The following is a 13,886-nucleotide window of genomic DNA, read 5'->3' as shown; positions in this document are numbered from 1 at the left end:
GGCATGCGCACCGCACACGGAGAGGCGGACCTGCGCGAGCTGCTCGTCGAGCGGAGCCTGTCCGGCGACATCCGGACCACCCGCCGGCAGTCGCTGGCGTACGCGCTCAAGATGCTCGGAGGAGATCCGGACAACACCTTCGGGCTGCAGGACTGGCGTACGGCGACCGTCGACGAGGTCGTGACCGCCGTCGACGCCGGCATCGGCGACCGCATCACGCACGGCGATCCCGACCTGGGGTACATCGCGCCGGAGAACACGCTGGCCGGCATCCGGGCCCATGCCGACGCCCTGGCTCCCTTCCTGCGTGACGGCGGCGCCGCGGTGCTGCTGGCGACCGGGCACCCGACCGGGCTGCTGGAGCACTACGCCGAGCTGGCGCGCGCCCTGCGGAACGCGGGCAACCGGATCGTACGCGTCCTCGACGACCACCGTCTCGGCCTCGCCGTCGGCGCCCACTCCGCCGGTGAGTCGGGGATCCGGTTCTTCGGCGGGGTCGGGTGCGCCTTCCACGACGAGGCGATCCTGCACACCCACCGGCCCGAGTACATGGAGGCCATGATCGCCGCGGCGGCCGATGACGGCGTACGGATCGATCTCGTCATCGCCGACCACGGCATGGCCGGCGCGGCGATCGCCGCCGGCCTGAACACGCTGTCGATAGCCGACGCCAACGACATCGCCCTGTTCCTGGCCCGGGCCCGGGGACGGCACGACCCCGTGCTCCCCATCGAGGACAACTTCACGCCCGCCGAGTTCGCCCCGGTGACCGAGTTCATGCTCCGGCGCGCAGCCGGCATCGCTGGATAAGGAGATGAGTATGTCTCGTCGCGGTTCGATGCGATGGAAAGTTCCCTCCGCCCTGTTATCGGCGGCTCTCGCCCTTGTCCTGACGGGCCCGGCGTACGCGCGGACGGAGGCGCCCGCCGTCGCGGCCACGCTCGACGCGCCGCGGACCACCGGCCGCACCGAGACCTACCGCGAGACCCGGCCGGTCGCTCCGGGGGTCGAGCTGAGCACGGTCGAACTGCACGGTCCCGACGGCGCCACCGGGGAGCCGGGCTGGCTGCAGACGTACCAGATGTCCGTGGACCTGACGTCCGGCGTACAGATCGGCCGGCTCTTTCCCGGCCGGGTCGCGGCGAGACGTCCGCTCCTCGACATGGCGCGGGAAGCGGGCGCCGTCGCCGCGGTGAACGCGGACTACTTCGACATCTCCGCATCCGGCGCGCCGTGGGGCGTGGCCATCCAGGACGGCGAGCTCCTGCAGTCGCCCCTGCCCAACACGAAGGCGACGCAGACCGACCGGACCGCGGTGATGTTCTCCGAGGACCAGGTGGGCGCCATCGGCGAGATCGTCTTCGAGGGGACCGTCGAGCTGCCCGGTGGCCGGACCGTCCCCCTGGACGCGCTGAACAAGGCGGAACTGCTCGACGGCCAGATCGGCATGTTCACCCCGGTGTGGGGCACGTACTGCCGCTGCCACCCGGTCAAGGGCGTCGAGCGGACCATCGAGGTGGTGGTGCGCGGCGGCGTCGTGGCCGAGGTGGTGGACGTCCCCCGCGAGGGCGCGATCGCCGAGGGCGCGTTCGTGCTGGTGGGGCGGGAGGCCGGGGCGGACGCGCTGTCCTCGTTGCGGGTCGGCGACCCGGTCTCCGTCGACTACGACGTACGCGCTCCGGCCGACATGAAGGTCAAGGCGGCCATGAGCGGCCGTCAGCTCCTCGTCGCTGACGGCGAGCCGCTCGAGCTCCCGGCGGAGAACAACACGCCGGAGCCGCGCACCGCCGTCGGCTTCTCCGCGGACGGGACCAGGATGTGGCTGGTCGCGGTGGACGGCCGCCAGCCCCAGTTCTCCCGCGGCATCGGGCTGAACGAGCTGGCGCGGATGATGGTCGACCTGGGCGCGCACAGCGCGCTGAACCTCGACGGCGGGGGCTCGACGACGCTCGTCGCGCGCGACCCCGGCCAGGAGGACGCCGAACTCGTCAACCGGCCGTCCGACGCCGCGGGCACCCGCCCGGTGCCCACCGGGCTGGCCATGTTCCTTCCCGAGGGCAGCGGCAGGGCCACGGGCTTCTGGGTGAGCACGGCGACGGAACGAGACCGGTTCCCGGGTCCGGATCCGGCCGCGTCATGGCGTACCGAGCGGGTCTTCCCCGGGCTGACCCGCCGGCTGAGGGCGGACGCGTTCGACGAGACGTACGGTCCCGCCGATCTGCCCGGCAAGGCCAGGCCACAGTGGCGGGTCGCGGACAACCGGATCGGCCGGGTGGACCACGATGGTGTCTTCCGCGCGCTGTCGCCGGGCAGCACGACCGTGACGGCCAAGCGGGGCAGGGCCACCGGGGACATCGAGCTGACCGTGCTGGGTGAGCTGGCCCGCCTGGACACCGGCTCCGGCCGGCTCAACCTCCTCGAAAAGGGCGCCAAGGGGACCTTCGAGGTCAACGGCTCGGACTCCGCCGGGTACGCGGCCCCCATCGACCCCGCCGACGTCACCCTTGCCTACGACGACGCCGCGCTGAAGGTGACCGCGGACGGCACCGGAGCGTTCACCGTCACCGCCCGTGCCGACGCCGGCGAGCACGTCGTCTCGGTGTCCGCCGGCGGCGTGACGACCGAGCTCATCGTGGGCATCGGGACGTCCCAGGACGTGGTGGACACCTTCGAGGACACGTCGAACTGGCGCTTCTGGAGCCTGCGCGCGACCGGAACCGTCTCGTCCACCCCGGACGGCCACGTCGGCGACGGGCTGAAGCTGGACTACGACTTCACCCAGAGCACCGAGACGCGCGGCGTCGGCATCTGGCCGGCCGCCAACCTCCTTCCGGTGGCCGGCGAGCCGACGGCGTTCAAGATCTGGGTGAACGCGGAAGGACACGTCCACCGGACGCGCCTCGAGGTCGTCGACCGCGACGGCACCCTGCACACGATCGAGCCCGCGTTCATCACCGAACCGGGCTGGCAGCAGATCACCTATGAGGTGCCGGACACCGTGACCTATCCGGTGAGCCTGCGCCGGATCTTCTTCAACGAGCTCGATCCGGACGCCGGCTACGTCGGCACCCTGGTCCTGGACGAACTGACCGCCGTGGTCGCGAGCTGACCCCGCGCCCCACCCGGACCCGGGCGTCGCCGATCCCGCACGGGACGCCCGGGCTCGGTGCGATGAACCGGGTGGGTCAGCGGCCGCCGGATGAGCCCCGCTCGGCGAGCATGACCGGCGTCCGGTGGCCCAGGCGCCACATGGTCAGATATCTCATCCGCGGCACTCCGACCACCGTCGCCGAGCGGCGGGTGAACGCCGTGCGCTGCGGGCCGACGCTCGCGCTCGGCTGGTCCACCGTCCACCCTCGCCGCGGGTCCTCGTGGATCGCGCGCAGCGCGGCGGCGATCCCGGGGTCGCCGGCCCGTGGCCAGCGCCCGGCAACCGTTCGACCTCGTGCTGCGTGCCTCGGTTCTCGCACGCCCTTTTCCCGGCGATGTGTTAACGCTAACTTGAGCTTGGTAGACGGATTTCTCTCCGGGCGGGCGTCAACGATCACGCGGTGAGCGTGCGCGAACCGGCAGTGCCGCCGGTCCATGGCGCATGCCCTCAAGGAGAGAACCATGACAAGCACCACGTCTCGTCGTGCCCGCTCGAGCGCGCGCGACCACGCCAGGTACCAGGACCATCTCGGCCGGAGCGGCCGACGCGACCTTCCGGCCCGTGAGCAGACCACGTGACGACGCACCAGAAGGGTTCCCTCATGGACACATTCCGGGCCAGGCGACTGCTCGCCGGGCTGGCAGCCCTGCTGCTCCCGCCGATCGTCGCGGTGAGCTTATGGACGACGCCCGCGTCGGCCGCGACCAGCCAGTTCCGCGGCATGAACTGGGCGGTGCCGGGCGACAACTTCAGCACCGGCCCGCTCGTCGTCGACGGGCTGAGCAGCTCCGACAGCCACGCCACCGTACAGGCCAAGGCCAACGCGCTGTACGACGACATGCAGTCGACACTGGGTGTGAACACGGTCCGGCTGCCGATCAACACCCACACCGTCGGCACCACCTGGTGGAACGCCTACCGCGGCGCCATCGACGCCGCCACGGCGCGCGGGTGGAAGGTGATCCTCGCGTACTGGGAGGACGGCGCGGCCTCCGGGGGCCGCATCACCGACCTGCCGGCGTGGAACGCGATGTGGTCGGCCGTGACCTCCCAGTACGGATCGAACAGCCTCGTGTACTTCGAGCCGATGAACGAGCCGCACGGCTACAGCTCGGCCGAGTGGCGCGACATCGCCGCCGGCTGGCTGGACCACCACTACCCGGCCCCGCCGAACCGGGTGCTCGTCGGCGGTGCCGGCTACAGCCAGGACCTCCGTGACCTGTGCGACGACTCGCGTTTCGCCGGCACGCTGTTCTCGTTCCACCACTACGCGTTCTTCTACCCGGCGAACACGTACGACGGCTGGCGGTCCCACGTACGGACCCGCCTCGGCAACTGCGCCTCGCGTGCGGTCGCCACCGAGTTCGGGGCTCCGATGAACAACGGCCTGAACTACGCCGACCCGAACAGCACGGACAACTTCGTCCGCCACATCCGCGCCGTCACCCAGGTGATGCGGGACAACGCCATGGGCGGCACCTACTGGCCGGCCATCGGCGGCAAGCCGGGCGACATCGGCTACGACTGGTACTCGATGTACGCCAAGAGCGGCAGCGGCACCGACCTCAACCTCACGATCCGCAACCAGTCCGGCGCGAACCGCCTGCGCTACGGCTGGGGCGACGACGTCGACGGCGGCGGTGACGCAACGACGACCCAGATCGTCAATCAGAACTCCGGCAAGTGCATCGACGTCCTGGAGGGGTCGACCGGGAACGCCGCCGAGATCATCCAGTACACCTGCACCGGAGCCGCCAACCAGCAGTGGCAACTGCGCGATCTGGGCAACGGCCACCACAACATCGTGGCGCGGCACTCCGGCAAGTGCCTCGACGTCAACAACGCCTCCACCGCGAACAACGCGGCCGTCATCCAGTACACGTGCGGCAGCGGCACCAACCAGCAGTGGGAACTCCGCACCGTGTCCGGCACGAGTCACGTCGAGATCGTCGCCCGGCACTCGGGCAAGTGCCTCGACGTGTCCGGCCAGTCGACGGCGAACGGCGCCCGCCTCCAGCAGTACACCTGCTGGGGCGGCGCCAACCAGCGCTGGGACGCTTGAGGCCACACCGGACAGGAGCAGGTGAACACGAAGGCATCGGGCCACGAGCGGCGAGCAGCCTACGTGATCCTGGACGGCGCCCTGGAGCGCCGTCCAGCCCGGGTCACCGCACGCAGCGGCCGGCCGAACACGGTGAGCAGACCGTTGTACCGGTGGAAGACCGGATCGAACGCCGGAGGGTGCTCGGCGGGCCCACCATGGACCCGGCCGGGGCAGCGCCGCCTCCCGCGACAGAGGCTGGCGCGTCGCCCCACGGGTCGCCTCACCTTCCGAGATGTCGCGTTGCCGGATCAGCCGGCGGGGTCCCAGGTCACATGAGGCGAACCCGGCAGCGCAGTGGTGTCGAGGTACCTGGGCTCGAGGACGCGCTCGGTGAACTTCCAGCCATCCGGGGTGCGCTGGTAGCGGTCGTGGAACAGGCCGTACATGAGGACCGACCTGCCGTCGCGCTGGCGACCGATCTCGAAGATGGATTCCCGGCCGGTCGCGGTGTCACCATCGAGTTGGATCGTGCCCGGGTGCACGTTCTGCACCCAGAACTCCCACGCACCCTGCAGCCGTTCGATACCGGCGCGGATCTCCTCCCGCCCGGTGAACTCGACGTCGGCGGGGGGTATCCGCCACACCGCGTCCCTGGTGAACAGCGACGCGAAACGGTCATAGTCGCCGATCATTGCCGCGTCGGCGTGGTCGCCCCGCAGCGCCTCGATCTCGACGCGGTCGGCGATGGCCTGCAGATCTCTCATCGGTTTCCTTTCTCCTGCGAACGTGATGGATGACGGCATCGGGCTCCTGCCGGAGGGTGCCGCGGGGTGCGTCCGCACCAGCGGCGCTTCACTGAACGTCTAGGTCTGGTGGCGTATCTGAAAGGGCCTGAGGTGACGGATGTCGGTGATGTGGAGGGGACGGGCGGCGTGTCCTGCCGGGGTCCAGAGTTCGTCGTGGTCCGGATACTCGCTCTGGCCTTTCGGCGGTTGTGCTCACGGGCCTGCCTCCCAGTTCGCCGCGCCATCTGCCCCGATCCGCTTGCCGACGTAGCAGGAGCGATCGTCCATGGTGGCCTTCTCGCCGCAGTGGCGGTTACAGATCATCGACGAACGAGTCCGGCGCGCCGGGACGGCCGGCGAACGTGATGGGGCTCACACCGCAGTGGCGAATTGCCGACGAGCACGGCAACCTGATCTGGATCTCCTCCGCCGAGCCAGGCCGCTCCAGCGAGATCACCACCGCTCGCCGCCACACGATTACCGCCTGGCTGCGCCGCTTCGACCTGGGCACCCTCGAACAGCTCTGAGCTTGGGGGACAGGTTTGTCCCCCGGGCGGCTGCTCGTCCGTCGCCTGGATATGAGCGACAACCCTCCCAGCCTTCCGCGCGCCCGGCATCGACGTCGCCTGCGAGTGATCGCATTCATGTGAGCGCTAGGGATGCCCCGCTCAAAGGCTGACCCGGCGCGGCCGCCGGCCGTGAGCGTCGCTGAGCCGAGGACGCACAGGCCAAGCACCCCATGACCGCCCCGAAGAGCGGCCCATCATCAAGGTGCCGAAAGGAGCCGGTGAGGCCGCACCAGTGCTCGAAGCTCCGGCTACAGCCGTCGATCAGCCCGGGCGTACCCCCATCGAACTGCGTGGATTCCCTGGATCGCCCCGCGAACATCGCCTGCCCATCCGGGCGGCGCGGACCAGGACCTGACCACCCCGACCACGACCCAGCACCTGCAAGCAAAGGAGCGAACCAACATGGCCCTTATCTTCGAGCGTGTCACCGTCCCCCTCCGCGACGGTGTCAAGGTCGAGGGTCTGCTGTACCGGAGCCAGGACGAGCCGAGACCGACGCTTCTCCTGCGGACGCCTTACGGCGTCGACAAGACGAACATGATCAGCGTGCCGGAGTATCTGTTCTTTCTCAAGGCGGGATACAACGTCGCGTGGATGGCGTGCCGGGGAACGTACGGCTCCGACGGAGACTTCCGCAGCATCGAGGACGAACGCGACGACGGCTACGACACCGTCGACTGGCTCGTGCGTCAGCCGTGGAGCGATGGCAGGGTCGCGACCTACGGCGCGTCATACGCCGGACAGACGCAATGGGCGATCGCAGCTTCCCGGCACCCGGCCGTCAAGGCACTCGCTGTCGAGGTGTCGGCCGCCGACTGGTATACCGGCCTCTGGTATCACCCCGGCGGGGCGATGTTCCATCAGCTCGCCCTGACCTGGCACTTCGGCATGCGGATGCAGGAGCAGGTCCGTGCGATGGCCTCGGGCGGCGGCGACCCCACGCTCGTGGCCGACCTCGGCGCCCAGCTAAGGAGCGGTCCGAACACCTATGACGATGTTCCGCTCCATCAGCAATCGCTGGTCGCCGGCGATGAGCGCCTGCAAAAGATCCTCGACAACCCGGAAAACAACGACTACTGGAAGGCCCTCGACAGGTCGCGGTCCTTCCCCGACATGACGCAGCCGATTCTCATGATCGCCGGCTGGTTCGATTTCTTCATCAACGGGCAGATTCGTGATTTCGCGCGTTACCGCACGACCGCGGCGACTCCGCAAGCACGGCGAGGGACACGGATCATCATCGGTCCCTGGGCGCACTGGCCGCTGGAGAACAACTTTCCCGAGGTCGATTTCGGGATGGCGGCGACCGCGCAGGGAGCCGACCTCATTGGAGAGCACCTCCGCCATTTCGCGCAGTGGCTTCCTGTCGGCGACGCGGTCTCTCAGCCGGCGGCACCCGTCAAGATTTTCGTCATGGGCGTCAACGAGTGGCGTGAGGAGCAGGACTGGCCGCTACCGGACACCGCCTACACCGACCTCTACCTGGACGCCGCCGCTTGCGGGCGTGACGGCTCGCTTCGCAGGTCTCCCGCGGCGAGCCGGAACTCCGCCGAGTACGACTACGACCCCAAGAACCCTGTCCCGAGCCGCGGGGGCAACTACAACGGGTCGTATCGCACGGATGGACCAGTAGACCAGCGGCACATCGAGGAACGAGCCGACGTGCTGTCCTTCACCACGGAGCCGCTGACGCAGAACACCGAGGCTACGGGCCACGTACGGGCCACGCTGTTCGTGCACTCCAGCGCTCCTGACACCGACTTCACAGCCAAGCTGGTCGACGTCCACCCCGACGGTAGCGCCCGCCACGTATGTGACGGCATCCTTCGCATGCGCTATCGCGACGGGCTCGAAACGCCCACCCTGATCAACCCCGGCCAGGTGTATGAGATCGAGGTGGACATGTCGGTGACCTCCATGGTGTTCCTGGCCGGCCACCGGATCCGCATCGATATCTCCAGCAGCAACTTCCCACGATTCGACCGGAACACGAACACCGGTGGTTTTATCAGCCGGGAGGCCGTCGACGACGCCGTGGTCGCCCATAACGCCATCCTCACCGGACCGGATCATCCGAGCCGGGTGACGTTGCCATTGATCCGGCGATAAGCGAGACACCTGGGAAAGCTCGTGTCTCGCGGTTTTCCTTGATCGCCATGTATGTGGCGAGGGGGATGTGTACGCGTGCCTCCACTGGTCTGCGGGGCGGATGCGGAGATGCCCGAGGAGCATCGGCGGTGTTCCGAGAGCGCCGAAGCGACCCGCTGGACGGGTCAACGAGCCGTCCTGCCGTCGGACAGCGAACGGTGCGAGCCGAGCCGGAAGCGGAAACTGATTGCGCGGCTCAGGGCCTGTTGGGCTGGTGTCACGGTGGTCACCGGGCACCCGATTTCTCCGACTACACCCGTGAAACCGCGGCCACCGGCGGCTCGAACGCCTGACAGCCGCGTTTCCCGGCGACTCAGCTCAACGAATCGACGAACAACAGGAAGGGATGAGATGTCTGATCTGCAGGACAAGGTAGTGATCGTGACGGGTGGCGCCCGCGGGATCGGTGCGGCCGTGGCCGCCCGCATGGCTCGGGACGGAGCCACGGTGGTGGTCACCGACCTGCTCGGCGAACAGGGAGCGAAGACCGCCTCCGAGATCCGGGGCCTGTTCCTCCGCCACGATGTGACCAGCGAGGATGGCTGGAAGAGCGTGACGGAGGCGACTCTCGAGCGCTATGGCCGGGTGGACGGCCTGGTCAACAACGCCGGAATCGCCGCGGGGGCACCTCTCGAGAGCGAGACGCTGGAGCAGTTCGAACGCGTGCTGAAGGTCAACCTGACCGGGGTGTTCCTCGGGCTGAAGGCGGTCATCGAAGCGATGCGGGCGGCCGGCGGCGGCTCGATCGTCAACATCGCCTCCGTTTCGGGCCTGATCGGGCTTCCTGGGGCCTCGGGGTACGGGACGTCCAAGTGGGGCGTCCGCGGCCTGACCAAGATTGCCGCGACGGAACTGGGCCGCCACCGGATTCGCGTCAACGCCGTGAACCCGGGCGTGATCTACACCCCGATCACCATGGAGCGTGACGCGCAGTTGGGAGAAGGCAACTTCCCGCCGGCCCCACTGGGCCGGATCGGCGTCCCGGAGGAGATCGGCGAGGCAGTGTCCTTCCTCATCTCGGACGCGGCCTCGTACATGACCGGTGCGGAAATCACGGTGGACGGCGGCTGGACGTCCGGACGGGCCATGATGACGCAGCACCCCGACACCTGACCCTCGGGTCAACTCGATTCCCTTGAGGCCGGGTCGCCGACGTCTCCTCCACCTTCACCCGGGACACCTGCACCAGCGTCTGTCCGGAGGTGTCGGACATGAACCGCGTCGGGACTGATGGAAACTTTGGTGTGCCCTGGTTCGATGGAGTCGCCGGTGCACGTCGTGGCGGGAAGACCCAAGCGGGCTGAGTTCCGTGGTTCGGCGTGCCCAACGACATGGGTGACGGCGATCCGGATCGCCGTCACCCCGCCGGGAGGTTACGCGGAGGGCTGGGAGACGACGACCACGTGGGTGGTCTTCGCCGGCTCGGTTGTCGAGTTCCCCACCAGCTGGATGACGTACGTGTGCTTGCCGGCCGTCGTCGGCGTGTCAGCGAAGCTGAACGACCCGTCGGCAGCGGCAGTCATCTTGGCCCTTGGCGAGCGTGCGGAGTCGTTCCTCTTCCTCATCCGCGACCGGGACGCCGAGTTCACCACCGCCTTCGACGAGGGCGGCGCGCTCGGTTCAGCATGATCAGCCCGGCGGTGAACGACCCGAGCAGGACCGGTGACCCGACCGCGAGGGCGCCCCATACGACGAGGCCGAGATAGCCGAGACCGGACGAACCGTACGTCGGGTCGGCGTCGGCGACCGCGAACAGCCCCAGGCCGCCGACGACACCGGTCACCGTGATCGCGATCGGTGTCCACAGGAGCACATGGGCCCACACCCGGTACGTCCGGCTGTAGATCCGCCGGACGGGCGGCACGTTCGGCTGCGGGGGATACCCGACAGATTCGCCCATGCCGCATTTCTACCAGCCCGCCTGGCCCCGCACTGCCGGGTCGGGTCGCGGCGAGGCAGGGTTCCACGGTGCCGCGGCCTCGGCGACCGCGGTGCTCCGGAGCGGCGTTTCCTGGGGGTTCTCCCGCCGTTGCCGCATCTTCTGACGGCCTGCTGCTACGGTTGGCTCTCCATTATGACCATAAGGGGACGTATGTTCGGCATTGTCCGCCCATGCCAGCACGTCCTGTGCAAGGGTCTCTACGCGGCCTGGATGGGCCACTTGTGCGGACTCTGCTTGGCCCTCCGCGACGAGCACGGACACCTGTCCCGTCTGGTGACCAACTACGACGGCCTGCTCGTGTCCGTCCTGACCGAGGCCCAGACGTCCGCGCCCACGTCGCGCCGGAGGGCGGGCCCGTGCGCGCTGCGCGGTTTCAAGGGCGCCGACGTGGTGGAGTCCGAGGGGGTACGGCTGGCGGCCTCGGTGTCGCTGCTCCTGGCGGCAGGCAAGGTGAACGACCACGTGGCGGACGGCGACGGCATGTACGCCCGCCGCCCCCTGGCCGCCGGCGCCACCCGCCTGGCGGGCCGCTGGTCCTCCGCCGGTACGGCCACGGCCGGCACGCTGGGCTTCGATCCCACCCCGCTGACGGCGGCGGCCGCCCGCCAGGCCCTCCTGGAACGCATCCCCGCCCAGAGGCCCCCGGGCAGCGGCGCGGCGACCGGATTACGAGAGTTGACGGTGCCCACCGAGGACGCCGTAGCGGCGGCGTTCGCGCACACGGGGGTGCTCGCGGGCAAGCCCCACAACCGCGAGGCCCTGGCGGCGGCCGGTCGCGGGTTCGGAAGACTGGCCCACCTGATCGACGCGGTGGAGGACCTGGCCGACGACCGGGCGTCCGGGGCGTACAACCCGCTGGCCGCCACCGGCACCGACCTGGACGAGGCGCGCCGCCACTGCGACGCCGCGCACGCCGACCTGCGCGCCGCCGTGAATGCGCTCGACCTGCCGCGCCCCGCCCTGACCCGCGCACTGCTGGTACGGGAAACCGGCAACGCCGTCTCCCGAGCCTTCGCCACCGCCGGATCGCAAGCCGCCGCAGGCACGCACGGCCCCGGTCACGGCCCCGGTCACGCGCCGGGTCATTCACCGGGTCATTCACCGGGTCATTCACCAGGTCATTCACCGGGCCACCCGCCCGGCGATCCCGGCGCACCGCCGGGACGACGGCCGCCGAAGCGGGATCCCGGCGGGCTGCTGTCGCTGGCGTGCGGCGCGTTGACCTGCTGCACCTGCGGCCTGTACCGGCCCGCCTGGGACGAGGGCCGCGAGGGCTCCTGCTGCGAGCGCTTCGACTGTTCCGGTTACGAGTGCTGCGGCAACTGCGGTAATTGTTGTTCCTGCTGCTCGGGCGAGGACGGCGGTTGCGGGTGCGACGGCTGCGGCTGCGGCTGCGATTGACGGCCGCGACTGCTCACTGCCGGGGCCAGGCACGCCGGGGAACCCGGTAGAGGACACGCGGCACCGCGAACCGGTCCCGGTCAGAGGACTTGATGCAGCCGAGGCCAACGTCAGTGCCTTGCAGCAGATCGAAGCGTTAGTCCTCAATCTGCAGTCCCTCGGTACGGGGAGGTCGGCCCCTCGATGCGGGACCGCTTTCAGGTGAACAGGGGGAGAAATGCGAAAAGCCCCTGAATTCCCCATGGGGATCAAGGGCTTTGGCGGATCGGGCACTGCGCCTGCCGATCGCAGCGCAGCGCACCGGTTGACCTCACGGGCCGGGACGGATCACGCGTCGTCGTTGCGAGGCACGTCGAGGTGGGTGACGAGGTTGATGCCGCCGTCGACGTGGATCACCTCACCGGTGACGAAGGGGGCCTTGATGAGCGCCAGGACCATCGCTGCGACGTCGGATGGTTGCCCGAGCCGGCCCAGCGGTGTCATTGCCCCGGTGCGCGCCGCCCGCGTGGCGAGGTTGTCCGAGGTCAGCCGGGTCTGGAGCGGCCCCGGGGCGATCGCGTTCACCCGGACGTCCGGACCCACGGCCTTGGCCAGCAGCCTCGTCAGGTGGTCGAGCGCGGCCTTGCTGACGGAGTAGGGGATCGAGCTGCCGAGGGGGCGCGAGCCGCCCACCGAGGTGATGTTGATGATCTGGCCGCCGGGCCCCATGACCTTCACGGCGGCGACGGAGACCTGCCACGTCCCGACGACGTTGACGCCGAGGATCCGGTGCCAGTCGTCGGCGGTGATCGCGTCCAGGTCGGCGTGCGGGACGGGTCGCGACACCCCGGCGTTGTTCACCAGCAGGTCGAGCCGGCCGTGCCGCTCCACGGCCGTCTCCACCAGGCGCACGGCGTCGGAGGGATCGGCGACGTCGGCCTGGACGTAGCTCGCCCCCGGGAGCTCGGCCGCGAGCCGCTCACCGGCGTCGACCGAGGTGGCCGAGTTCACCACGACGGTGAAGCCGTCGGCCGCGAGCGCGCGGGCGATGCCTTCGCCGATGCCGGAGCTCGAGCCCGTCACGATGGCGACACGTGGCGCGCTCATCGGGCGGCTCCCTCGGTTACGGGCGCTTTCACCGCGTTCACGATCGCCCGGCTTCCGCCGGCGAGGATCGAGGTGTCGTTGCTGACCACCACGTAGTCGTAGCCCCGGGCCAGCGCGGCCCTGGCCTGGTCGCTCGTGGCGGACGCGGTGCCGATGGGCACGCCTGCCGCGGCGGCGGCCTCCAGCGCGGACGTGACGAGCCGGTCCACCTCGTCGCCGCCCGCCGCGACGCCCATCGACATCGACAGGTCGGCCGTCCCGACCAGCGCGGCACCGACGCCGTCGAGGGCCAGGATCTCCCTGGCGTTCTTCATCGCCGGCTCGCTTTCGAGCTGGACGACGCACAGAACCCGCTCGTCGAGGTAGTCCGCCCGTGGCAGCAGCCCCCAGCGACCCGCTCGGCTGGTGCCGCCGGACCCGCGGTCGCCGCGCGGCGGGAAGCGGGTGGCCCGCACGACCGCCCGGGCCTGCTCCACCGTGTCGACGTGCGGCACGATCACACCGGCCGCGCCGGCGTCCAGGACCCGCTGGATCACGCTGAGGCCGTGGTCGGGCACCCTGACGAGGGGGTCCACCCCGAGGGCGCGGGCCATCGCGATGTGGGTCGAGGCGGCGCCCAGGTCGAGTGTCGTGTGCTCGAGGTCGATGACCACGAAGTCGAAGCCCGCGTACGCCATGATCTCGACGCTCTCGGGGCTGGCGAGCTTGATCCAGGTCCCGAGCGTGCCGCCGTTGATTCCGTCGCGCATCCGTGTCATGG

13 protein-coding genes are annotated in these 13,886 nt (G+C 69.8%); 8 read left to right on the top strand and 5 right to left on the bottom strand.

Annotated elements, in window-relative coordinates; all coding sequences use genetic code 11:
* Window positions 1–3: 3 nt before the first annotated feature.
* Entirely contained in the window at window positions 4–810 is an 807-nt protein-coding gene (locus ACZ6SA_RS15470) for a phosphatase (protein ID WP_347642432.1), read from the top strand.
* Between the two features lie 10 nt (window positions 811–820).
* Window positions 821–3,109 carry a phosphodiester glycosidase family protein gene (locus ACZ6SA_RS15465; protein WP_465828430.1) on the top strand — a complete coding sequence of 763 codons (2,289 nt, stop codon included), beginning with the start codon at window positions 821–823 and terminating at the stop codon, window positions 3,107–3,109.
* 76 nt (window positions 3,110–3,185) lie between these two features.
* On the opposite strand, the gene ACZ6SA_RS15460 is transcribed toward ACZ6SA_RS15465, so the two are convergent.
* Complete coding sequence (locus tag ACZ6SA_RS15460) at window positions 3,186–3,470, bottom strand: hypothetical protein (RefSeq protein ID WP_465828429.1); 285 nt, start codon at window positions 3,468–3,470, stop codon at window positions 3,186–3,188.
* A gap of 282 nt (window positions 3,471–3,752) precedes the next feature.
* Between ACZ6SA_RS15460 and ACZ6SA_RS15455 the strand changes: the two genes are divergently transcribed.
* Window positions 3,753–5,213 (top strand): RICIN domain-containing protein, encoded by a 1,461-nt coding sequence (locus ACZ6SA_RS15455; RefSeq protein WP_465828427.1) that lies wholly within the window; start codon window positions 3,753–3,755, stop codon window positions 5,211–5,213.
* 290 nt (window positions 5,214–5,503) lie between these two features.
* Here ACZ6SA_RS15455 and ACZ6SA_RS15450 read toward each other — a convergent pair whose 3' ends face one another.
* The gene (locus ACZ6SA_RS15450; RefSeq protein WP_443150850.1) at window positions 5,504–5,959 is read right to left on the bottom strand and encodes a nuclear transport factor 2 family protein; all 456 of its coding nucleotides are present in this window, start codon (window positions 5,957–5,959) and stop codon (window positions 5,504–5,506) included.
* A 383-nt stretch (window positions 5,960–6,342) separates the two neighbouring features.
* On the opposite strand from ACZ6SA_RS15450, the gene ACZ6SA_RS15445 reads away from it, so the two are divergent.
* The 4 genes from ACZ6SA_RS15445 (at window position 6,343) to ACZ6SA_RS15430 (ending at window position 10,326) form a co-directional block, all read left to right on the top strand.
* Entirely contained in the window at window positions 6,343–6,507 is a 165-nt protein-coding gene (locus ACZ6SA_RS15445; RefSeq protein ID WP_465828426.1) for a hypothetical protein, read from the top strand.
* A 444-nt stretch (window positions 6,508–6,951) separates the two neighbouring features.
* Entirely contained in the window at window positions 6,952–8,658 is a 1,707-nt protein-coding gene (locus tag ACZ6SA_RS15440) for a CocE/NonD family hydrolase (protein ID WP_465828425.1), read from the top strand.
* Window positions 8,659–9,048: 390 nt separating this feature from the next.
* Window positions 9,049–9,810 carry a glucose 1-dehydrogenase gene (locus ACZ6SA_RS15435; RefSeq protein ID WP_465828627.1) on the top strand — a complete coding sequence of 254 codons (762 nt, stop codon included), beginning with the start codon at window positions 9,049–9,051 and terminating at the stop codon, window positions 9,808–9,810.
* A gap of 156 nt (window positions 9,811–9,966) precedes the next feature.
* Window positions 9,967–10,326, top strand: a complete 360-nt coding sequence (locus tag ACZ6SA_RS15430) for a hypothetical protein (RefSeq protein WP_465828423.1) — start codon at window positions 9,967–9,969, stop codon at window positions 10,324–10,326.
* Here the strand turns inward: ACZ6SA_RS15430 and ACZ6SA_RS15425 are convergent.
* Window positions 10,283–10,597: a hypothetical protein gene (locus tag ACZ6SA_RS15425; RefSeq protein WP_465828421.1), complete on the bottom strand. Its 315-nt coding sequence runs from the start codon at window positions 10,595–10,597 to the stop codon at window positions 10,283–10,285. The genes ACZ6SA_RS15430 and ACZ6SA_RS15425 overlap by 44 nt on opposite strands.
* Window positions 10,598–10,771: 174 nt before the next feature.
* On the opposite strand from ACZ6SA_RS15425, the gene ACZ6SA_RS15420 reads away from it, so the two are divergent.
* Window positions 10,772–12,040 carry a DUF5685 family protein gene (locus ACZ6SA_RS15420; RefSeq protein ID WP_465828419.1) on the top strand — a complete coding sequence of 423 codons (1,269 nt, stop codon included), beginning with the start codon at window positions 10,772–10,774 and terminating at the stop codon, window positions 12,038–12,040.
* Between the two features lie 327 nt (window positions 12,041–12,367).
* Here the strand turns inward: ACZ6SA_RS15420 and ACZ6SA_RS15415 are convergent, their stop codons facing one another.
* Together ACZ6SA_RS15415 and ACZ6SA_RS15410 are read right to left on the bottom strand one after the other, a co-directional pair.
* Window positions 12,368–13,126, bottom strand: a complete 759-nt coding sequence (locus ACZ6SA_RS15415) for an SDR family NAD(P)-dependent oxidoreductase (RefSeq protein WP_465828417.1) — start codon at window positions 13,124–13,126, stop codon at window positions 12,368–12,370.
* Window positions 13,123–13,884 carry an HpcH/HpaI aldolase family protein gene (locus tag ACZ6SA_RS15410; RefSeq protein WP_465828415.1) on the bottom strand — a complete coding sequence of 254 codons (762 nt, stop codon included), beginning with the start codon at window positions 13,882–13,884 and terminating at the stop codon, window positions 13,123–13,125. The genes ACZ6SA_RS15415 and ACZ6SA_RS15410 overlap by 4 nt, the downstream gene beginning before the upstream one ends.
* Window positions 13,885–13,886 lie beyond the last annotated feature (2 nt).

The sequence above is a fragment of the Nonomuraea sp. NPDC049378 genome (assembly GCF_055586745.1).
Note: the sequence above shows the minus strand (reverse complement) of the source record. Positions and strands in the feature narration are given on the sequence as shown.